This window comes from Streptomyces cynarae, from assembly GCF_025642135.1.
Taxonomy (GTDB): domain Bacteria; phylum Actinomycetota; class Actinomycetes; order Streptomycetales; family Streptomycetaceae; genus Streptomyces; species Streptomyces cynarae.
The window spans coordinates 202,971-222,405 of sequence record NZ_CP106794.1 but is presented as its reverse complement, the minus strand read 5'-3'; the positions used below and the strand labels follow the sequence as shown (position 1 = coordinate 222,405).

At 67.6% G+C, this 19,435-nt stretch carries 27 protein-coding genes and 1 pseudogene; 18 read left to right on the top strand and 10 right to left on the bottom strand.

Annotation, left to right across the window (positions count from 1 at the left end; translation table 11 throughout):
* Nucleotides 1-218: 218 nt before the first annotated feature.
* Nucleotides 219-482 carry a hypothetical protein gene (locus N8I84_RS42145; protein ID WP_263235329.1) on the bottom strand — a complete coding sequence of 88 codons (264 nt, stop codon included), beginning with the start codon at nucleotides 480-482 and terminating at the stop codon, nucleotides 219-221.
* Between the two features lie 46 nt (nucleotides 483-528).
* Here N8I84_RS42145 and N8I84_RS42140 point away from each other — a divergent pair, with 46 nt between their 5' ends.
* Nucleotides 529-993: a DUF6188 family protein gene (locus N8I84_RS42140; protein WP_263235326.1), complete on the top strand. Its 465-nt coding sequence runs from the start codon at nucleotides 529-531 to the stop codon at nucleotides 991-993.
* 326 nt (nucleotides 994-1,319) lie between these two features.
* Here N8I84_RS42140 and N8I84_RS42135 read toward each other — a convergent pair whose 3' ends face one another.
* Entirely contained in the window at nucleotides 1,320-2,138 is an 819-nt protein-coding gene (locus N8I84_RS42135) for a hypothetical protein (protein ID WP_263235324.1), read from the bottom strand.
* 680 nt (nucleotides 2,139-2,818) lie between these two features.
* On the opposite strand from N8I84_RS42135, the gene N8I84_RS42130 reads away from it, so the two are divergent.
* From N8I84_RS42130 to N8I84_RS42095, 8 genes are all read left to right on the top strand, one after another.
* Nucleotides 2,819-2,998: a hypothetical protein gene (locus N8I84_RS42130; RefSeq protein ID WP_263235321.1), complete on the top strand. Its 180-nt coding sequence runs from the start codon at nucleotides 2,819-2,821 to the stop codon at nucleotides 2,996-2,998.
* Nucleotides 2,995-3,321 (top strand): hypothetical protein, encoded by a 327-nt coding sequence (locus N8I84_RS42125; RefSeq protein WP_263235319.1) that lies wholly within the window; start codon nucleotides 2,995-2,997, stop codon nucleotides 3,319-3,321. The genes N8I84_RS42130 and N8I84_RS42125 overlap by 4 nt, the downstream gene beginning before the upstream one ends.
* A 419-nt stretch (nucleotides 3,322-3,740) precedes the next feature.
* Nucleotides 3,741-4,547: a NucA/NucB deoxyribonuclease domain-containing protein gene (locus N8I84_RS42120; RefSeq protein ID WP_263235317.1), complete on the top strand. Its 807-nt coding sequence runs from the start codon at nucleotides 3,741-3,743 to the stop codon at nucleotides 4,545-4,547.
* Nucleotides 4,548-4,639: 92 nt separating this feature from the next.
* Nucleotides 4,640-5,239 carry a hypothetical protein gene (locus tag N8I84_RS42115; protein WP_263235315.1) on the top strand — a complete coding sequence of 200 codons (600 nt, stop codon included), beginning with the start codon at nucleotides 4,640-4,642 and terminating at the stop codon, nucleotides 5,237-5,239.
* A gap of 148 nt (nucleotides 5,240-5,387) precedes the next feature.
* Nucleotides 5,388-5,543, top strand: coding sequence for a hypothetical protein (locus N8I84_RS42110; protein WP_263235312.1), 156 nt, complete (start codon nucleotides 5,388-5,390; stop codon nucleotides 5,541-5,543).
* 119 nt (nucleotides 5,544-5,662) lie between these two features.
* Entirely contained in the window at nucleotides 5,663-5,947 is a 285-nt protein-coding gene (locus N8I84_RS42105; protein WP_263235309.1) for a hypothetical protein, read from the top strand.
* A 112-nt stretch (nucleotides 5,948-6,059) separates the two neighbouring features.
* The gene (locus tag N8I84_RS42100) at nucleotides 6,060-6,302 is read left to right on the top strand and encodes a hypothetical protein (RefSeq protein ID WP_263235306.1); all 243 of its coding nucleotides are present in this window, start codon (nucleotides 6,060-6,062) and stop codon (nucleotides 6,300-6,302) included.
* Nucleotides 6,303-6,427: 125 nt separating this feature from the next.
* Nucleotides 6,428-6,739, top strand: coding sequence for a 5-carboxymethyl-2-hydroxymuconate Delta-isomerase (locus N8I84_RS42095; protein ID WP_263235303.1), 312 nt, complete (start codon nucleotides 6,428-6,430; stop codon nucleotides 6,737-6,739).
* A 45-nt stretch (nucleotides 6,740-6,784) separates the two neighbouring features.
* On the opposite strand, the gene N8I84_RS42090 is transcribed toward N8I84_RS42095, so the two are convergent.
* Nucleotides 6,785-7,039: a hypothetical protein gene (locus tag N8I84_RS42090; protein WP_263235300.1), complete on the bottom strand. Its 255-nt coding sequence runs from the start codon at nucleotides 7,037-7,039 to the stop codon at nucleotides 6,785-6,787.
* Between the two features lie 195 nt (nucleotides 7,040-7,234).
* Complete coding sequence (locus N8I84_RS42085) at nucleotides 7,235-7,576, bottom strand: hypothetical protein (RefSeq protein WP_263235297.1); 342 nt, start codon at nucleotides 7,574-7,576, stop codon at nucleotides 7,235-7,237.
* 94 nt (nucleotides 7,577-7,670) lie between these two features.
* On the opposite strand from N8I84_RS42085, the gene N8I84_RS42080 reads away from it, so the two are divergent.
* From N8I84_RS42080 to N8I84_RS42070, 3 genes are all read left to right on the top strand, one after another.
* Nucleotides 7,671-8,633: a PIN domain-containing protein gene (locus N8I84_RS42080; RefSeq protein ID WP_263235295.1), complete on the top strand. Its 963-nt coding sequence runs from the start codon at nucleotides 7,671-7,673 to the stop codon at nucleotides 8,631-8,633.
* A gap of 329 nt (nucleotides 8,634-8,962) precedes the next feature.
* The gene (locus N8I84_RS42075; protein WP_263235293.1) at nucleotides 8,963-9,295 is read left to right on the top strand and encodes a hypothetical protein; all 333 of its coding nucleotides are present in this window, start codon (nucleotides 8,963-8,965) and stop codon (nucleotides 9,293-9,295) included.
* A gap of 354 nt (nucleotides 9,296-9,649) precedes the next feature.
* Nucleotides 9,650-9,994 carry a hypothetical protein gene (locus tag N8I84_RS42070; protein WP_263235291.1) on the top strand — a complete coding sequence of 115 codons (345 nt, stop codon included), beginning with the start codon at nucleotides 9,650-9,652 and terminating at the stop codon, nucleotides 9,992-9,994.
* Nucleotides 9,995-10,174: 180 nt separating this feature from the next.
* Here N8I84_RS42070 and N8I84_RS42065 read toward each other — a convergent pair whose 3' ends face one another.
* The 4 genes from N8I84_RS42065 to N8I84_RS42050 form a co-directional block, all read right to left on the bottom strand.
* Nucleotides 10,175-10,582, bottom strand: coding sequence for a hypothetical protein (locus N8I84_RS42065; RefSeq protein WP_263235289.1), 408 nt, complete (start codon nucleotides 10,580-10,582; stop codon nucleotides 10,175-10,177).
* A complete protein-coding gene (locus tag N8I84_RS42060) occupies nucleotides 10,579-11,040 on the bottom strand; it encodes a hypothetical protein (protein WP_263235288.1) in 462 nt (153 codons plus the stop codon). The genes N8I84_RS42065 and N8I84_RS42060 overlap by 4 nt, the downstream gene beginning before the upstream one ends.
* 87 nt (nucleotides 11,041-11,127) lie before the next feature.
* Nucleotides 11,128-11,976, bottom strand: coding sequence for a helix-turn-helix domain-containing protein (locus N8I84_RS42055; protein WP_263235287.1), 849 nt, complete (start codon nucleotides 11,974-11,976; stop codon nucleotides 11,128-11,130).
* On the bottom strand, nucleotides 11,973-12,713 hold the full coding sequence (locus N8I84_RS42050; RefSeq protein ID WP_263235286.1) for a DUF6879 family protein: 741 nt from the start codon (nucleotides 12,711-12,713) through the stop codon (nucleotides 11,973-11,975). Before N8I84_RS42050 ends, N8I84_RS42055 begins: the two co-directional genes overlap by 4 nt.
* Before the next feature lie 420 nt (nucleotides 12,714-13,133).
* On the opposite strand from N8I84_RS42050, the gene N8I84_RS42045 reads away from it, so the two are divergent.
* From N8I84_RS42045 to N8I84_RS42035, 3 genes are read left to right on the top strand one after another with little or no spacing between them, the layout of a single operon-like run.
* The gene (locus tag N8I84_RS42045) at nucleotides 13,134-13,541 is read left to right on the top strand and encodes a hypothetical protein (protein WP_263235285.1); all 408 of its coding nucleotides are present in this window, start codon (nucleotides 13,134-13,136) and stop codon (nucleotides 13,539-13,541) included.
* A complete protein-coding gene (locus N8I84_RS42040; RefSeq protein WP_390899095.1) occupies nucleotides 13,538-14,056 on the top strand; it encodes a thiol-disulfide oxidoreductase DCC family protein in 519 nt (172 codons plus the stop codon). Before N8I84_RS42045 ends, N8I84_RS42040 begins: the two co-directional genes overlap by 4 nt.
* A gap of 33 nt (nucleotides 14,057-14,089) precedes the next feature.
* A complete protein-coding gene (locus N8I84_RS42035; RefSeq protein ID WP_263235284.1) occupies nucleotides 14,090-14,830 on the top strand; it encodes a TetR/AcrR family transcriptional regulator in 741 nt (246 codons plus the stop codon).
* Nucleotides 14,831-14,921: 91 nt separating this feature from the next.
* Here the strand turns inward: N8I84_RS42035 and N8I84_RS42030 are convergent.
* Nucleotides 14,922-15,800, bottom strand: a pseudogene (locus tag N8I84_RS42030) (IS5 family transposase).
* Between the two features lie 117 nt (nucleotides 15,801-15,917).
* Here N8I84_RS42030 and N8I84_RS42025 point away from each other — a divergent pair.
* A complete protein-coding gene (locus N8I84_RS42025; protein ID WP_263235283.1) occupies nucleotides 15,918-16,265 on the top strand; it encodes a VOC family protein in 348 nt (115 codons plus the stop codon).
* Nucleotides 16,266-16,522: 257 nt separating this feature from the next.
* Here N8I84_RS42025 and N8I84_RS42020 read toward each other — a convergent pair whose 3' ends face one another.
* Nucleotides 16,523-16,912, bottom strand: coding sequence for an NUDIX hydrolase (locus N8I84_RS42020; RefSeq protein ID WP_263235282.1), 390 nt, complete (start codon nucleotides 16,910-16,912; stop codon nucleotides 16,523-16,525).
* Between the two features lie 633 nt (nucleotides 16,913-17,545).
* On the opposite strand from N8I84_RS42020, the gene N8I84_RS42015 reads away from it, so the two are divergent.
* Both N8I84_RS42015 and N8I84_RS42010 read left to right on the top strand, forming a co-directional pair.
* Nucleotides 17,546-18,139 (top strand): ArsR/SmtB family transcription factor, encoded by a 594-nt coding sequence (locus tag N8I84_RS42015; protein ID WP_263235281.1) that lies wholly within the window; start codon nucleotides 17,546-17,548, stop codon nucleotides 18,137-18,139.
* A gap of 33 nt (nucleotides 18,140-18,172) precedes the next feature.
* Nucleotides 18,173-19,429, top strand: a complete 1,257-nt coding sequence (locus tag N8I84_RS42010; RefSeq protein WP_263235280.1) for an MFS transporter — start codon at nucleotides 18,173-18,175, stop codon at nucleotides 19,427-19,429.
* Nucleotides 19,430-19,435: the final 6 nt, after the last annotated feature.

Sequence of the window (19,435 nt, the reverse complement as noted above, 5' to 3'; positions counted from 1 at the left end):
CCCTGCAAGGTCATCGAACCAATCATGAAGTCGCACTGGAGTACTAGGGGTGGACGCGCGACAAAAACGTCACCGCCCTTGGTGAGACGGGCATCTGCACCCTGCGCCAACTCCAGTGATTACGACGTAATCACCGCCACCGGCTGGCAGCCCCCCGATTGGGGGCCGACAGCTCCATTGTCCGTTCGCGGTGAGCTTGGGCGGAGTCGCTCACAGGGTCACTCGGAGTTGTCCCGCTCACTGGCGTCATCCGCGGAGGGTCGGAGGCGACGGCGCGCCGCCTCCAGGCGCTCGGAATAGTCCGCGGCGAAGATCGCGGGGAGGGCCTTGTCCAACGTTCCTGCGAGCTTGTGGATTGGAGCCCACACCGCTTCATCGTCCACGAGACGGCTGAGGTCCGTCATCTGCACCCGCTCCAGCCAGTCCGACAGGACCAGGGCCTCATCCCGGGTGAGCTTGATAGTGATCTGCGCGTTGTCCACAGCCAGAACATAGTTCTAGCCGCGTCGCCCTGGCACTGGAAATCCCATGGCTCTCGACTGTCGAATCAGCCAAGGTGCAGGAGTGAGCACTGAAGAGAGTCCCGTTGAACACGAGAACCGGTGGGTCCTGAACCTTCGCGGCATGAGCGTCACCAGGATCAGCGTGGACTTCCGGCTCGTGCTGGCCCTCGACTCTGCCTGGGAAGTCGCATTGGAAGCACCCGTCAACCTCTCGCACGGGACAACCCATGCCAACCCGTCCGTGCTCCTGAACCCGGAATCGCAGGACGTCGAAGCGGCCCTCGCACTCTTCGGGGCGAAGGTCCTGTCGGCGGTCGCGGAAAAGTCCGGCACCCTGCGTCTGGTTTTCGACAGCGGCCACCACCTGACCTGCTCGTCCGATCCGTCCTTCGAAGCGTGGCAGGTCACGGGTCCAAGAGGATGGCGCTTCGCATCACTGCCTGGAGGCGACCTCGCCGTCTGGTCCGGCTCAGGAACGAGCGAGTTCTAGCCGCGGCACGCGATGCGGCAGGCACAAGACTTGCGGTCTGTCTCAACGAACTGAGTCCACGCGTCTCACCCAATCCAGTCCATGCAGGTCAGCAGCACGCGGACGACTAACTTCGATGAGACAGGACATCCATGCGATGAGCGTTGTGGGGCGGTCGGGACCGAGCAGCCGAACCTCTGTCCGTCTCAGACTGCTTCAGCGTATCCACCAGATTCATGCAAGACGGGGTGGGTTGCCAGGACGGCCTGTCTGCCGCATGTGGTGGGTGCTGATGAGAGTCGTACAAGGCGTTGATAGGGGAGAGGCACCGCAAGGGCACCAGGACGCTACGTGTCGCGGCCTCGCCCGGAGACCATTTGCGCCGCGGCCGCGTACGCGGACCTCGCGCCGTCGGTCGTCGCCACTGGCCGTGCCGTCGTCCGCTCGATCTTCCTGAGTTCGCGGATCACAGCCTCGGCATAGATACCGAGGCTGACGATTTGTGTAGGGGTGTGGCAGTCGGGAAGCGTCTCTGCGATCTGGTCTAGCCAGAAGGCGACGTCCTCGTTGTCATCCAGACCGTTGCGATGGTCGATCAGGCGTTGCAGGACCGGTACGAGAAGTTGATGTCGGCGCGCGGCTTCTTCTTGTGCACGGCGCTCCGCAGCGACTCGGGCTGCCGCCTTCCGCTCGGCTTCGAGGACGGCTTCGGGTGTGCGGCGTACGGGGCGGTCTCCGTCGTCGGGGTTGGTGAGAGCGGCGGCACGCAGCCGCGTTGCCTTGTTGTAAGCGGCGCTGGCGGTGTTCACGGCCAGGGCTGGAGCTAGGTCGGCCCACTCTACGTTCGCAGCCCGGGCGTGCGCGATGGCCTTTGCCTGGTGGACGTCGACCCGTTCACGCAGGTACTCCCACAGCTTCACACGCGTGATCGCGGATGTGCGCTGGGCCTCCTTGCTCTTCAAGGCGCCTGCGTGGGCCTCGAGATAGAGCAGGGCCCCGAACAGCTCCTCGTCGGCTGGCATCCGGTCGATGTCTACGTCCTCGGCCTTTTCGTGGAGGTGGCGCAAGTCACCGATCAGGGCTGCGGTGTCGAGCTTGCCGATTCGGAGGGGCGGCTTGAGCAGCGGCTTTGTCGGTGCGGCCGACTTCCGGGTGGGACGCCTCATGACGTCGAGTTTGCCCGACTGGGGCGATTCACATTCTGTGAATCGAGCAGCCCCCGCCGCTGCCACGCAAGTTCGGCCTCGTCGTGCTGCTGTTGCTGACGAGGTGCTCAGTTGTCCGGCACCTGGTTCTCAGATCGGTGCACCTGAGTCCCCACGGCGCCGGTGTGAAGTTGCGAGTGGTGTTGCCCCGCTTTCCGGACCATGCTCCTCCCGCTTCGACAGAAGCCGGCTGCGACTGGTTCGAGGCCCAGATCGAGTTTTCCTTCGGATGCGAGGTACCCCTAACCGCACTCTCAAGGCCAGCCATCTCAACGCCCATCGCTCCAGCGGCGTGGATCCCTACGAAGCTCGGCGATGGTTCGCGGGCCGAGTGGACCAGCACCTGCACCAGGTGCTGCCTCCTACGACAGCGAGGCCGTTCTATGAGTGACAGTGACTGGTCTGCCCACGTGACCAAACCTGAGACGCTCCGCAAAGTCCTGGGCTCACCCCGGCCACCGCTGAGTGACTACCACCTGGCGCGACTTCCGCAATCTGATCCTTGCGCGCTAGGAGCCAGCTCAGTGGGTCGATCGTGCAGCCCAGGACGACGCCGTGCTCCTCGCCGACGAACGCCGCTGCTTCGACCAGCCCGTCGCGGGACTCGACCTCGACCTGCCCGACGACCCAAGGAGCAGCACATGAGCCAGCAACGCGCCACCTTGCAAGTCGAGATCACCTTCGACGGCCACCAGGACCCACGCGATCTTGTTCCCACCGCCCGCCTGTGGATCGGGGAAAGCCTCGACGGCCGGACGGGTGTGACCGGCTGGCGCATCACCGGCCGCACCGAGGCCGCCATCGAGGAGCCGGCGCGGTGACCGGCCCGTCGTCCACGCCCCGGGGCGAGCACTCGCCCCGGCCCGGCGCCAACTGGGAGACGCAGCTGATCCTGTACGGCGAGATCCTCGTCGACACCAGCGGCGACACGCCCACTTTCCTGCCCCGCGAACTCCCCACCACATCCCCGGTCGACCAGAACGAGCCAGCCGCGCGCCCCGCGCGAACCGGGCCACCCGCCGCGCGGCCGCACGCGCAGCACGGAGGAAAAAGTGACCGACTCCCACGCCGTCAAGACTGGCGCGCCGCCCGGTGGGTCCAGGCCGACGACGGCGGCCGGTATGTCGCCGGGCGCCCTCCGTGATGCGAGGCTGCCTGCTGGTCACGGCCCTACGCGACTTTCACACTACAGCTCACCCTTGACCGAAACTGATCAAGTCGAGATGCATCCTGCGTGAAAGGCGTGCTTGTATGCCCCCAACGCGACAGAGGCAACGTGGAGTTGACCGCCACCCTCCGACCGCGTTTCAACACAGGGGGTACAAGTTGCGATTGAAAGCGCTGCTCACAACGGGGGCTGTAGCACTCGGACTCCTCGGAGCGGCTACGCCGACTGCTCTGGCCGATCGGCCCGGTACCGAACACCTGCGCGTCACCATCAACTCGGCCCAGCCCCAAGTGCACGGACTCACTGATTCAGCGTCCGATGCCACCTGCACCATCAACCAGATCATGGTCAACCGGTACAGCGAGTGTGAATGGGTTGCCGTCCACGTCGACGTCATGAGGGAAGTCAACGGCACACCCACCATCGCGGGCACCATCGACTACGACGTCAAGCACCAAATGACCCTGCTGGCGAACTCCGCGAACTGGTCGGAGACGTTCACCGTCTCCAAGGCACGAGTCACCCGCGAAGGCAACGACGTCCACGTCAACATCGCCGCCACCTCCGGCGGCGGCACCAAGGCCACCGTCCACTTCTCGCAGGGTCACATCCTCGACAGCGGCCCTGCCAACGGCAGCATTGACTACACGACCGCCGCTATTCCCAAGGGGACCGTCAACCCCAAGGCGAAGACGCACTACACGTACACCTTCACCAAACCGGGCATCATCTCCGGCAGTGTCTCGTACGACTCAGCCGTCTACCGGTGCGACAACTACTACGGCAGCACCCGCGCCAGCCGGTCCGGATGCGCCATTCCAGAAGCTCCCACCGCAGTGAGCATGGTCGGCATCCCCTACATCAACGACGGGATCCGCAAGTTGCGCGCCAACGGCGGCCACTACGGGGATCCCAACGGCGGCCAACCCCTGCACTGGATGATCAACCCGACGCAGGAGGACAAGAACCGCAAGGCCGTCTGCTCCGTGCCTGTCCCGCCGGACATGCAGAGCGCCGGCCGTACCTCCTGCGACGAATACCCGTTCGCCTCAACCTATGAAGGCGGCACCCACCTGCCCGCGAACCAGCGGGAGATCACCTGGGTCAACGTCCAGGAGAATCGCAGCCAGGGCGGCACCATCACCGCCTGGCGCAACAAGATGCACGTCATGGACGGCGACCCGTTCTACGTGACCGTCTGAGCGCCGATACACTCGCCGCCAGTCAGGGGTGTCCCCTGTCCCGCTTGATAGGGGCAGGGGACACCCTTTCTCCGCTGAAGGAGGCTTGCCCCATGCTGGTCCGTGAAGCGACGTTCACCGTCAACCTCGGAGAGAATGGCTACCTCATCGGATTCGACGACGACTACGACTGGCCGAAGGAGATGCCCTTCGGCTGGCGATGCGGTCCAGCCACCGACACCAACGCCGTGGTGCTGCCCACCACCGACACAGGCTCCATGGAGATGACCATTCAGGTCCACGACGTACCGCCAGCGCCGGAGGTCGGTGGAGACTGGGAGTCGGCGGAAGAGATCAGCCTGCGTGCCGGCTTCCCCGTCCTATGTCTCGCCGTCATCCGGCAGAGCGACTTCTGGGACGCCTGGCCCGACCAGGAACCGCCCCTTGAGATCCCGCCCTCCGCCAATGGCGAGGAGTGGGTGCGTATGCGCCTGTACTGCCACGCTGACAATTCCGAACCAGGCATCGGTGACCGTGGGGAGCGCCACCTGGTCCAACTCTGGCGCGCCCCCCAGGCGCCCGGCGTGCACCCGGAGCTCACTGACGCCGACCGGCAGGCCCGGGCCGAGTACGCCGCACAGATGGGCGTTCCAGTGGAGGAGTACACCACGACCTACCCCGTCAGCTACACCGCAGACAACCCACCCGCCTGACTGGGGCGCACAGCCCGAACACCTACCGCCAGCAGCAGCCCCACGCCACACGGCAGCGACCCAAGCGACCGAGACTGCGCGCTCCTGCGCGAACTGCGAAGGCCTCGCCCATGCGCCTGCACCAGAAGCGATTGCCGTGGAGCAGCCCATGCGTGACCTACGGATCCTGTCGCGGCACCTGCCGTTCCGCACCTGCGCCCGGCTGCGGCTCGAATGGTGGATCAACGCGGTGGGCGGCTGGCTCGCCGGACACCGGCATTCCGGCGCGGCCGAGCGGCTGTGGCGGGCCTGTCGGATGTGGTGAGCACCAGCGCGGCATTCCCGGACTGAACATCCGCGCTGGGATTCTCGGATGGGATTCCCCGGCTGGGAAGCCGGATCGGCTAGCCTGAAATTTAACTCGCTAAAGTTTGGGAGGCCGGGATGAGCGACCAGCCGTGGACCATCGAACGGATCCGTGACGCCCTCGGCAACCCCGTCCTCGCCCAGCGCTTTCTGTCGGAGATCAACCGGGCGCCAGCCCACGAGCTGCTCCAGGTGTTCGCCCGCTGGGAGCGCATCGCGAAGGACACTCTCGCCGCCGTCCAGCGCGGGCGGGAGATCGCCGCGACAGAGGCGCGCGGCGAGGAGCCGGCCGGCGAGTGGAACGACGCCACAGATCGCGTGCTGGCCGACGCTGCCCGGATCCGGGCCCGGGGCGCTGCCTGATTCCATCGACTCTTCATACGCACCGTCAGCGATTCGCTACGCTGCGCAGTGCGTCGCCTACCAAAGTTCGGGGATCCGCCAGCTTGTCACGCCTGCCCACTGGAGCCCGCGGATGTACCGCCTCAAGTACGACCCCGCCGCCGAAGCCGTCCATGAAGCGATGCCGTCGGCCGCCAGCGAATTCCTCACCCTCGCACTCGCCGACGCCTGCCACGACCCGATCGCCGTGACCGAGCCCTACGGGGAAGACGACGGTGTCGTGCGGATGCTGATCACCGAGCACGCGTTCGCCGTCCTCCTCATCGGGGACACGCTCAAGACGATCACCGTGCTGCAGGTGACGTACCTCGGGTGAACGCCGGCACTCCGCCCGCCATTCAGCCAACGGCGGCGGCTTCGGCGTCACGCGATTGGGCGCACAACATCGAACACGCGGCGGCTACGTCCCTTGCGCCCGCGCACAGCCGGTATCCCTGCGTCATGACAAGCGAACCTCTGGTCGTCGAGTTCGACGACCCCATCGAAGCTAGAGTGCGCCTCCCCGGTCTCGGCGGCGAAATCCAAGGCGCACTCGTCGCTGTGGAAGTTCGCCCCAGCGGCGACTGCTGGATCCGGGTGAGAGCCCAGATGTGGAAACGCTGGCGCACCCAGCTCACGGTCGGAGCACCATCCGTCGAAGGTATCGGACCAGAGATGACCGACATCTGGGCGCCTTGCGAATCCGTGCTCGTCGAATCCGGACGGGAGCCGGAAGTGGCGGAAATCGTTCGCAGAGCAGAGGCGGCGGCATGACGAAGCCCCTGCCGGTCGTGCCGGCAGGGGCTTACGCATATCCGGCTACGCGGCCTCCTCCACGGACGGCGGCTCGGCCGGCTTCTTCCCGGCGAGCACCTGGCGGATCCAGCTGGGCGTCAAGCCCAGCCGCGCCGCCAACTCCTCCAAGGGCACACCCCTATGGCGCGCCGCCCGGATCGCCCGATCCCGACGGGCCAGCCACCGGCTGTTCGCCTTGTCGCTGGCCACTGTCCGGTGCAGCACCGCCGCCAACCGCAGCAGCAGTCGGCCGATCACGTCATCCCGCCTACGCGTCACGTCGTCCCCCTCTCGCCGATTCGACACCCCACTGACAGACCACGGTCAGCGGAGCGCTGCCCGGCGACAAGGGCGCAAACGAGAATGCCCCGCCCGTGCATGACGGGCGGGGCTGGAGAGACGAACGAACCGCAATCCGGGGGCGTCCCGCGAGAGCACCGCGCGATCGCCGGACCCTCGCAGTGCCGCCTGCATCTACCCCTGACGCCGCCTGCGTCTGGTAGGAGCAGCGAAACCCTGCAACGCCTCAGCATCCGGGAGATCGTAGGGTGGGGCCAACCGCTGCTTCGCTTCGCGCTCTTCCTCGTCGGTCCGGCGCGGAAGCCGCGGCTGCGGTTCAACCAGCCGGTGAAGCCGGGCATGGGCGGCAGCGGCATCAAGGTCATCCGCTGGCACATCGGCAAGGGCCCGCAACGTCGCACGCGCCTCATCGCCAGTGAGACAGAGGCAGTACACGCCTTCCTCCAGGCGTGCATCCTCAAATGCTTCCTTCATCGTCTTCACGAGCGCACAACGGCCGGGGGCATGGGCGGTCACGCCTTGGTCGGTGCTCCCACACGTCCGGTCGATCGTCCCGTCGCTTCTGCCATAGCCTGCCTGGGCAACTTGCCGCTCCTGGCAGGATCAGCGCATGCTCATCACACCTCGCCCGGGAGCCGATCGCAGAAACATCCGCCACGCCCTCCAGGAGGTTCACCGCGAAGCCGAGAACCTCCGCAGGCCGTTCGGAAGCGCCATCGAGTACCTTCTGGCATATCTGGAATGGGCCACCGAAGCCGCAGGCGTTCTGCGCCCACAGATCAGCGACAAGGACATCGACCACCTGGTATTCACCCGCCGCTACCAGGCACTCCTTGCCAGCTGCGGAACGCTCGCCGGGACGCATCAACGAGACTTCGTCAACGGCCTGGTGGACCTGGAGATCTCAGAGCGCGTCCAGGCCTTCGAGGAAGCCGAAGCGGCTCTTGAGGCGCAGATAGGTCGCTGGAACGGTCTGGAGTGGTTCGTGGTTGCCGACTCCAGCTTCTACATCCACAACCCAGCCCCACTCGCCGACACCAACCTGCACGAGGTCCTCAGGCTGCCGTTGGGCGAACACATCCGTCTGCTCTTCCCGATGGCCGTCATCGACGAACTGGACAACCTCAAGGAGGCCAGCAAACACCGGGCCCGCTGGCGCGCGTCCCACACGCTCGGCCTCCTGGACAAAGCCCTCGGCGGCTCCACCTTCGGGATCCTCCACCGGCAGGAGCTCATCTCACAGGAAGGCGCGGTCCGTGGCGAGGTGAACCTGGAGATCGTCCTGGACCCGCACGGCCACGTGCGCCTGCCCATCGCTGATGACGAGATCATCGATCGGGCGGTTGCCATCCAGTCGCTCGCCGCCCGTAAGGTGCGGCTGTTGACGTGCGACACCGGACAACACACTCGAGGCCGAGCAGCCGGCCTGGAAGTGACGAAGGTTCCCGCGAAGGATCCCGGGCCTGAACCGGACTGGGAGACACAGGACAAGCCCGGCAACGGCACCCGCGCAAAGCGGCGCGAGCGGCAGGCCGCCCGCGAGGCCCAGTCGGATGACGCGTCGCTGGCATGAGCCACACCTCGCGGTGCCGGCCACCGGCGGAACCGCAAGTTGCCTAGCCCGAGCTGATCACTCCACCCGAGCCGCTTAAACTGCGGCTGGTCCCACCGCGGCCCTGAAGACGGCTCCTGGCGCGCCTGCATCGTGGCGTCCAGCGGGGATGGCCGTAAGGCGCGATCACCACCATCCGAGCGCCTGCCCCACTCTGGGGCGGCCGCTCGCGCTCCCACCGCACTACCGCGGGCAGCCGAGTTACGCAGCACCCCTGCCCCCACGAGCGGCTGGCCACTACCCTCCTACCTCGCCAGCCACAGCGGCGGCAGCAAGGGGAGGGAAACACGGTGGGCTTCATCAAGGATGCCAAGGTCGAGAGCATGAAAGGCCACGCCCAGCGGGCCATCAGCGAAGGCCGCACAGTCTTCGTGTGTCGGGTCAACCAGGGAGCGCTGCAAAGTAACTGGTCTGGGCCGCTGTCCGGCGTAGCCGAACAGATCGAAGCCGTCGAGGAACTCGGCTGGCAGCTCGACCAAGCCAACTTCAGCCACGACCAGAAGAACCACGCCTCCGCCTTCCTGATCTTCCGCAGGCCCCGCGGACACGCTGTCCCGCAACAGCAGCAGATCCCGCAAAAAGCTGACGCGCCCAGAGCAACGAGCTGGGGCACCCAGCAATAGAGCCAGCAGGCGCGCACTCGGGCCGCAAGCTAATACAGGCCGGCGGCCCAGTCACGAAACCGACTCCCAGCCCGGGCATGTTCTCAGCCGTACATGCATCACATGGTTAGCATGATGGCCGGGCACTCCGCCTTGTAAAACCAGGTCGCGAAGAATGTTCCAATTTGCGGCTGCCTCAGCTACCTCGACCCGGACGAGCCTTCCCCGCTGGAACGCATCGACGCACGACCCCTCGAGTTCGCAGCCCTGTCCGCCGTACACGGCACCGACCGCACTGACAGTCCGCTGGAGCACCCGATCACCGCCCCGGCGAGAGAGGCGTTCGCCGCCGGATGGGCACTATCCGGCGGCCCAATGACCGAGCGGGTCAAAGCCGCCAGCCTGGTGGCCGTCCAGACCGCGATCGAGCACGCCGACGACCCGCGCATCCTCGAAGTCACCATCGACCTCGGGAAGCTCGAAGGCATGTGGGCGCTCCTATTCGGACGCCGCGAGGACAAGCAGCGGGAACACACCCGGCTCGTCGCCGACCCCTGGCGGCCACTCATCGACCGCGACGCCGTGGCGGCCATGGTCGACACGTTCCGGGCCGCGTCGGCCTCGCCGAAGCCGACGGCCACCGCGACGACATCAGCGCGGAAGCCCTCGCCGCGGCGAAAGCCATGCTGCCCGTCTGGGACAACGTGCGCCTGCACCTGATCGCCCAAGCGCGCCCCCTTGTAGGCGACTTCATTCACGTGTGTGGCATGAAGCGGTCCCAGCCGGTCGGAGTTCCCCAGCTGGGGCAGCGATGGGGGGCGTGCGGGGTGGCCGCGGTGTTGCCCGCCGTCACAGCCCCCTTCCGGCGAGCCTGGGTCCCAGGCAGATGCACCCCGGGCTTCAGAGCCGTGTGCCCACGGCGATCGTGTCGCAGCCCGCCAGCCGGGCCAGCGACCGCAGGACAATCGCCAACCGCCGTTCGTCGAGTTCCTCGACCCAGGTGAGCGACGTCTCACGGCCACCGACCATGCCCGCGACGAAGCTGAGGAACGCGCGCTCGCCATCGGTGAGGGACAGCGTGTACAGGCGCCCCGCGAAGTGCGTCCACTGGCACGTCATCGTGCCGTTCTCCTTGGTTACCAGGGCCGAACGCACGTTGGGGCGGTCGAGGAGCTGCTCCTCGTCGACGAGGGCCTGCACCGCGGCCCGCTCGCGAGGGTTCCGGGCCGACCGGAGGAGCAGCTCGCCGAGCGGTGGGGTGTTGTCCTCGTCGGAGGCTGCGCGGCTGGTCTGGGCGGTCGTTGTCATGTGGATGCCTCCGCGGGGCGTCGGTACCCGCCGGGGCCGAGTGCGGCGCCGAGCAGGATGGGATCGGTGAGCTGGCCTGAGCCGTCCGGCCGCTCCAGCCAGACCCGCTCGTTCAGCGGGTAAAGGACGGGCGGGCACTTCAGGACCCAGCTGGGCGGCTGCACGGTGACGTGGCGCAGGTCGTCGAGCAGGTCACCGGCATCGGTCGGCAGCAGCCACCACGCCCGCTCTGTGGCGACGTCGGCCAGGACGGGGCCGAGCTGGCGGGCTTTGATCCGGGGCATGATCTCGACGGATCGCAGGAGCGGCACCTCAGCGGCCAGCCAGTGCGCGCCGGTGGTAAAGAGGGCAAGTTCCTCGGCGTCCCACGCACGCTGTGCGTCGGTGGGCCGTGGCGTGCAGGTCAGGAGCCAGTCCTGGCCGGCCTGCCGCATGGTGAGGGCGGGCTTTGTGGCCATGACCAGGACGGTAGGGAGGACGATTGCGCGCCGGTGTGCCGATTGCGCGCGATTGCGCGGGCGGCTGGCCGGTTTGCGCCGGGTTGCTCAGGCGAGGTCCAGAGATGCCCTCGCGCGGCCGATCAGACGCCGTGCTGGCGTCCCGTACTCGGCGGACTCGGCGAGCCAGTCCCACGCCCGCTCATACAGCCGGATGTCCTCGTCGCCGGTCAGCCAGAGTTCTTCGCTGATCGTCTCGACGATGACCAACCGGCGGTCGTAGATCCAGAAGGCGTGTGGGGCGGTGCGCCGCAGCTGTGCGCCGAAGGGCAGGATGCCTAGCTCGATGCGGCGCTGCCCGACGAGGTTGTACAGGCGGTCGAGTTGCTCGGCCATCACGTCCGCAGGGCATGAGCGGTGGTACAGGGCCGCCTCGCACACGAGGAACCGGAACGTCTTCTCCGGGTCGTACAGGGCCTCTTGGCGTCGCATGCGGGCCTCGACGGCGGCCTCGGTGGTCGGCGGGATCCCGCGGAACTCCGCGTTGATGTCGAAGATGACCCGGGCGTACTCCGGGGTCTGGAACAGTCCGGGGATGCGGGACACCTCGAGGCCCCGGATGTTCTTGGTGGCTTCGGTCTGGCGTACTGCGATCTCCTGACGGCCGCGGTGTCCACCAGCAAGCTGACGGCGCCAGGACCGGTGCCGCTGCTTCATCTCTAGGCCGGCGAGCAGCCCGTGCAGTTCGGCCTCGACGTCCGGGCGGCCGATCGCCTGCGCCCAGCCGGTGAGGTCCTCGCGGGTCGCGGTCTGCTTGCCGTTCTGCAGCCGGGAGACCTTCGAGGGCTGCCAGCCGAGCTTGGCGGCGACGTCCTTGCCTTCCAGACCGGCCTCGACGCGCAGTTCACGCAGCCGCGCGCCGAGGGCCTGTCTGGCGGTCTGGTAGTCGGTGCTCACACCGTGGAACGTACCCGCGCGGCGAACTCTTCGGTGCGGACGGCGTGATGCCAGGCAGCGTCCCGGGCCTGGCAGGCGGCGAGGACCTCGGCGGGGTCCTCGGTGACGTACACGCCGAGGGTGGTGTCGTCCTCGTCAAACGCGAACCGGGCGAGGACCTTGGAGTCGAACAGCCAGAAGTCTAAGTCCGGCAGCCCGAGCCGCTCGGCCTCGGCCCGGGTGAGGTTGCGAATGTCCTCGCCTGCGGCCAAGTTGCCGGGCGCGCTGGCGAGGAGGAACTCCTGCCCCTGGGTGGCGGGTTCGTCGACCAGGCGGACGCGCTCGAACCGCTTGCCCTGGGCGGTCTGGGTGCGGACGTTCTCCCGCCAGGCGTTGTCCGGGTCGCGGGCGACGTCCTCCCCGTTCAGCCAGCGCTGCCACTTGGGGCTGCTGCGGTCGGAGGCGTAGCTGCGGCGGGTTTCCAGCCGCCAGGCGGTGTGCCGGAACTCGCGGAAGAGGTGGGAGATCGAGGAGAACGGCTGCAGCTCGGGCGCTTGGCTCCTGGGGGCGTAGCGGGTCAAAAGGCTGCGGGGGACACGGACAAACGTCTCGGACGGCTTGACGTCCCGCAGCTGGGCGAGGTGCTCAGGGTCGGTCTCCCGGTCGCCCTGCACGAGGATCTCGTCCGTTCCGTCGATCTCGTACAGGGTGGGGCAGTCGCCGTCGTCGCTGGTGGTGCCGATGAACCTGAGCGTCATGGGTGCTCTCCGTTCTGGCTGGTCGGATGTCCAGATTGCTGCGGATGTTGCGAGGGCACTGGAGGATTGCGTGAGATTGCGCGCGTCGGAAGGCGGGCTGTCTGTTGCCCGCAATTCCCGCGTCGGGGCCCTCTAGTACTACAGCCGGTGATTTCACGGTGAGTGAGATCGGGCTTCTCGGGCGCAGTAGTGGCCGGCGCAGGCTCGGGCCTGGTGGCGTATGCGCCAGCGGTGCCAGTGCAGGGCCAGCCAGGTCCGGGCGGTGGTCCGGTCGTGGCGTCGGTGCCGCCGTCGGCCAGGTGTCCACACGCGCCCGGAACTGGGCCGGAGAAGCCGAGCAACCTTGACTTGAACACGTTCAAAAATACGTCTACAGTCAGTCCTGTCAGCGTTTTGAACGCGTTCAAGAAGGGGTGGGGCATGGACCGCACCGTCATCGCCTACGTCATCTACCTGGTCGTCAGCATCGCGCTGACCATCTGGGTGGCCCGCACGCTCAGCCGCGACGGCCGGATCTTCCTCGCCGACGTGCTGCGCGGCAACGAGCAGCTCGCGGGCGCCGTCAACCACCTCCTGGTCGTCGGCTTCTACCTGGTCAACCTCGGCTTCGTGGCGCTGTATCTGAGCGGTGGCGAGACGATCGAGAACACCCGGGGCATCTTCGAGGCGCTGTCGACCAAGCTGGGCGTGGTCCTGCTGGTGCTCGGCGTGATGCACCTGGGCAATGTGTTCGTGCTCAACAAGATCCGGCGGCGCGGCGTCATGGAGCGCGAGCAGCGGCCTCCGGTCACCCCTCAGGGCTGGGTCCCGCCCACGGTCGGGGCGTGAAGGCCGTGACCACCGGGGCGGCGGACCGGGGCGTCCTGAAGGCTCCGGTCCACGGCTTGACCGTCCTGTACGACGCCGAGTGCACCCTGTGCACCCATCTGCGGAACTGGCTGGCGCGGCAGTCGCAGCTGGTGCCGCTGGAGCTGGTACCGGCGGGCTCGGCCGAGGCCCGGGCACGGTTTCCCGGACTCGACCACTCCGCCAGCCTCGACGAGGTCACCGTGGTCGGCGACTCCGGGCAGATCTACCAGGGCTCGCGCGCCTGGATCGTCGTGCTGTGGGCACTGCGGGAACACCGCCCGCTCGCCCACAAGCTGAGCACTCCGGCCGGCGCGAAGCTGGCCCGGGGCGCTGTACTTGCGGCGGCTAAGTGGCGGGGCGCGCAGCGCGGGGCCGGCCACTGGAACCGGGGCGGAGCCGTCTACCGCCAGGCGGACGGCTGGACTTACCACCCGCAGAGGGGCTGGGCCTACGAGCCGCCCCCCTGCTCCGGCGGAGCCTGCGCCACCGGTTAGCCCCTGCTGCCGTACTCGTTAGGCTCTTCTACCGTGCCCGCGAAGAACGACGGCCCCGAAGCGGCCGACTCCCCCAGCAAGAAGTCCGAGCAGACCCGCGCGCTGATCCTGGAGACCGCGATGCGGTTGTTCCAGGAGCGCGGGTACGACAAGACCACCATGCGGGCCATCGCCAAGGAGGCCGGGGTCTCCGTGGGCAACGCCTACTACTACTTCGAGGGCAAGGAACACCTGATCCAGGGCTTCTACGACCGGATCGCCGCCGAGCACCAGCAGGCGGTCCGGGAGGTCCTGGACCGGGAGAAAGACTTCGAGGCGCGGCTCGCGGGCGTGCTGACCGCATGGCTGGACATCGCGCGGCCGTACCACGAGTTCGCCGTGCAGTTCTTCAAGAACGCCGCCGACCCCGACAGCCCGCTCAGCCCCTTCTCCCCGGAGAGCGAGCACGCCCGCGAGCGAGCGATCACCGTGCACCGCGAGGTGCTGGGCGGCTCCAAGGCCAGGGTGACACCGGAACTCCGGGATGTCCTGCCGGAGTTGATGTGGCTCTCCCAAATGGGCCTGGTCCTGTACTGGATCTTCGACCGCACGGAGGGCCGCGAGCGCAGCTACCGGCTGGCCCGGCGCGGGGCGCGGCTGACCGCGCGGGGCGTGTCCCTGGCCCGCTTCCGCGTGCTGCGCCCTCTGGTCCTGGAGGTCCACGAGCTGTTCACGGACTTCCTGCCGGGGATGACGAAGGTGCTGCCGGATCCGGGGCGCAAGCGGGCCGAGTGAACTAGGGCCTGTATCGAGTTTCCCCGCGGGACAAGGAGCGGCGTTCGGTGCGTGCGATCGGCGTGCCGGACGAATGCCCTAGGGTCCGTCTTCAAACGGATCTTGCCCAGAGCAGGAATGAGGCGAGAGAGACCGCTGCTTCGTAGGAGGTGGCGGTCTTGTCATATCGGGTAGCGATGCCGCGGAAGTTCTTGAGCCGGTTGAAGCAGTGTTCGACGCTGTTGCGCTGGCGGTAGATGTCCTGGTCGAACCGCGGCGGGCGACCGCCGTCACGGCCCCGGTTACGGCGGTGGCGTTGCTGGTCCCGCTTTTCTGGAATGGTGTGGCTGATGCCGCGCTTGCGAAGGTAGGCGCGGAAGCCGCGGGAGGCGTAGGCCTTGTCCGCGACCACGTGGTCCGGTCGGCAGCGCGGTCGGCCCCGACCGATGCGGGGCACTCGGATCCGCTCCAGAAGCGGGCGTGCGCTGACGCCGTCGTGACGCCGGCCGGCCGTGAGCATGACGGCCAGCGGCCGTCCCCGGCCGTCGCAGGCGAGGTGGATCTTGGTTGTCAGTCCGCCTCGGGATCGGCCGAGGGCGTGATCATCCGGTTCGTCCTGCCGGAGGGTCCCCTTTTTCGGCCCGTGGCCGCGGCGTGCTGATGGGCGCGGACGATGGTGGAGTCGATCTGGACCAGCCAGTCGATGTCTCCGGCCGCATCCGCCCGGGCCTGCATCTGCTGCAGGGCCCGGGTGAAGACGCCGTCGAGGGCGTAGCGCCGGAAGCGGGTGTGGACCGTCTTCCACGGCCCGTAGCGTTCGGGCAGGTCACGCCAGGAGATCCCGGTCCGGTTTGTAGACCATGCCGTTGATCACCCGGCGGTCCTCCACCCGCGGTCGTCCCGTCTTGGCCCGCGGTATGAGCGGAGCGAGTAACTCCCACTTCTGGTCGGTGAGTTCATGACGACGTACCACCCCGCCATGATCCACCATCTAGCAATCTTTGAAGACAGACCCTAGGTCCTGTTGCGAAAGTGTGTGCGTCGATGGGCGGGCCGTAGTACCCCTGGAGAGTCCTGGATCCGTGTCTGTTCTCATCCGGAGTCGTCGATGGCCGTTCGCCGTGTCATGCCCATCATCCAGTCAGAGGCTGCGCAAGAGAGCCGGGAGTTCTATGGCCTGTTGGGCTTTGAGGAAGTCATGAACCTCGGCTGGATCACGACGCTTGCCTCGCCGTCTAGTCCGACGGCGCAGGTCAGCCTTATGACCAGCGACAAAACAGCCCCAGTCACCCCCGATATGAGCGTCGAAGTCGACGACGTGGAGGCGGCTTACGCGGTCATGCGGGACATCGGCGCGGAGATCGTTCACCCCCTGCAGGACGAGGAGTGGGGAGTACGGCGGTTCTTCGTTCGTGACCCCAACGGCCGCGTGGTCAACGTTCTAAGCCACCGCTGATGCTTCCAGTGCCACGGGGCGATGATGGTCGCAGCCACTCGTTGATGGCCGCGACGAGAACAGGCACCTCGTAGCGGACCGCGAGCTTGTCGGGCAACAGCGGCTCCAGTCGGGCCACTGGGCGTCCGTCATGTCTCCCCGTGCCGCGAACCAAGATCATCTCACGCCTAAGATCTACTTTCGGCGCACGCCCTAGTAGCGCCCCGCACGAAAAAACGCCCCCTCCGCGGTCGCGAGGACCGATAAGGGGCCTCCGCCTACAGGCTGTATAGGTAGGCTTGTACGGGCGGGTACAGGCCGCGCGGCACGTACTGTGCGATCTCATCGACTGCCGCCCACGCGACTGCGGAGACTTCGCGGGGTGACGCGGCATGTGCAGTGCCTGCGAGGACCCTGCATGCCACGTAGGCGATGCGCCGGCCGGTGTCGGGGTGCACGCGCTCCCCGATCTCCTCGGCGGCCTCAACGGTCAGGCCGGTCTCTTCCAGAGCCTCGCGCACGGCTGCCTGCTTCGCGGTCTCGCCGGGTTCGATCCTGCCTCCGGGGAGCGCCCAGACGAGGTCTCCCTCGGGGGCGCTGCGGCGGATCAGCAGCAGGTGACCGTGATCGACGACTACGGCCACCGCCAACGCCGTGTGCTTGTTCACCAGATCGGTGTACCCACCGAGTGGCTCGAGCAATGCGAGAAGGCAACTCGGTGATCAAGGGATGGTGATCCTGGACCGCCCCATGCGTTGCCGCTGGCGATCACGCACATTGCGCACACGCGTCGACACCATGCTTGCGACGGATCGCTTGGCTGGGTGACAGCAGCCCTTCCTCCAAGGGACCTGCGACCATCCTCTTTACGGTGTCGGGTTCGGTGCAGTGCCGGGGCGGCCAGACGTGGGATCGACGGTCGCCCGCGGGCATGAGGCAGCCGTCCGAAGCCGGCCGGGCGCAGTGGTGTGGGTCAGCGGGCCGCGAGGGCAGCGCAGTGCTCCTGGCTGCGCTCGGCGCCCGCGGGCTCGGCGAGGACCTTGACGTGGTGGGGTCGCTGACGTCGCCGACTCGTGCAGAGGCGGTATTCGGAGCGTTCGCAATGCTGTGCTGAACCGTCGCAGTTGGCCGTCGCCCCACCGTGACGGAGCTCATTGAGGCGGCAGACGTGGTGGGGTCACTACGGGCCTGCTACGTCACGACAGTCGGCGCTGACCGCGTCGGCACAGACCCAGGCTCTGCCGCCGTGAAACTCTGAAGCCATTATTGTGAAGTTTCTGCTTCACATCTATGGTTGGCGCATGCGACCGAAGCACGAGCCTGAACAGATCACTGACCTGTCCCGGTTGAGGGCGTTCATGAACCCGCTGCGGATGCAGCTCTACCGAATGCTGTACGCCGCAGGCACCGCGACCGCCTCTCAGCTCGCCGAACATGTCGACGAGACGCCGTCGCTGGTCAGTTACCACCTGCGCAAACTGGCCGAGCACGGCTTCGTAACCCAGGCGAGCGGCCAGGGCACCGACGGCCGCGAGCGGTGGTGGAAGGTGGCGTCTGAGGAGGGCTGGGGCTTTCGCGACTCGGATTTCGCGGACACACCCGAGGGCGCCGCCGCAGTCGGCGCGGTGACCCGCGGCATCTTCGACACTCGCGTGGCCCAGTACCGCACGTATCTCGACCAGAAGACCGCTTGGGGCGAAGCGTGGACCGATGCGGCCTTCAGCTCCGAGTGGCTACTCGACCTCACCCCCGCCGAACTCTCCGAGATGAGCGACGAACTTGAGGAGCTGGCCCGGCGCTGGCGGGAGCGCGGAAAGGCCGCCAAGGCGGCCGGTGACACCGAGGACCGCGACCACGTGTCCGTGCACCTCTACGGCTTTCCTTTCCGGCCCTGACCCGGCCGTTTCCCCGACCTACTGGAGCCCGCCATGGCCACCACAGAGACAGCCCTGCCCGAATACGCCACCACACTGGCCCACCGCGACGGAAACGTATTGCGCTGGCTCACCGCGTATACCGCTTCCCTCGTCGGCGACAGCGTGTACTTCGTCGCCCTGGGCTGGTCCGCCCAGAAGGCCGCCGGACCTACCGAAGTCGGCCTCGTCATGGCCGCCGGGGCGCTACCCCGTGCGTTACTCATGCTCGGCGGGGGCGTGGTGGCCGACCGGTTCGACCCCCGTCGAGTGATTCTCGGCAGTGACACGCTGCGCTGTCTCCTCATCCTGGCGGCGGCCACCGGTATCGCACTGACTGCGCCAGCCATGTGGGTCCTGGTCGCCGTGGCGCTCGTCTTCGGCGCCGTGGACGCGCTGTTCGTACCCGCTGTCGGTGCCCTCCCGCCGCGCATCACTAGCCCTGACCAGCTGGCGCGGGTCACCGGCTTGCGCTCACTGTCGATGCGCCTCGGCCAGATCGCGGGCCCGCCGATCGGCGGCCTGACCATGGGACTGGGCGGACCTGCGGCGGCCTTCGCCGTCGCCGGCGCGCTCTTCGCCCTGTCCCTGCCGCTCCTGCTGACGGTACGAATACGGTCCCTCAGGTCGCACGACGCGGAGCGGCCGGGGCCCGGCACCGCGAGGCGGGACCTGCTCGACGGGCTGCACTACATCCGCCGACACCAACTCATCGGCCCCCTCGTCGCCGCCGGCGCTGTCTGCGAGCTCGGGCTCATCGGCACCCTCAACGTCGGCATGGTGCTCCTCAACGCCGAGCGCGGCTGGGGCCCTTCCGGTTACGGCTGGATCGTCAGCAGCTTCGGTGCAGGAGCAGCGGCCAGCGCCGCGCTGCTCGCGATCGCCGGTTGGCTGCCGCGTGCGGGCTTGATGATGGCCGGCACACTGCTCGTGGGCTGCGCGGGCGCCGCCGCCATCGCGTTGGTACCTACCCTCTGGCTCGCCGTGGTGCTGGCCGCGGTCATCGGGCTGTGCGCGGGCATCTTCGGCAGCCTGGACAACGCCCTCATGCAGACGGCGGCGGACCCGGCCTATCTCGGCCGGGTCACCTCCGTCGTCATGCTCACCATGGTCGGTCTCGCCCCCCTCAGCTATCCGCTGGTCGGCGCTGCCATCGGAGCCTGGGGTGCCGCCCCGGTGTTCGTCGCCTGCGGCATCTTCGCCAGCCTGGGTGTGGCCATCGCCTTGGCCTCCAACGCAGTACGGCGCGCCGAACTGCCCCGGCGCAGTTGAACGGGT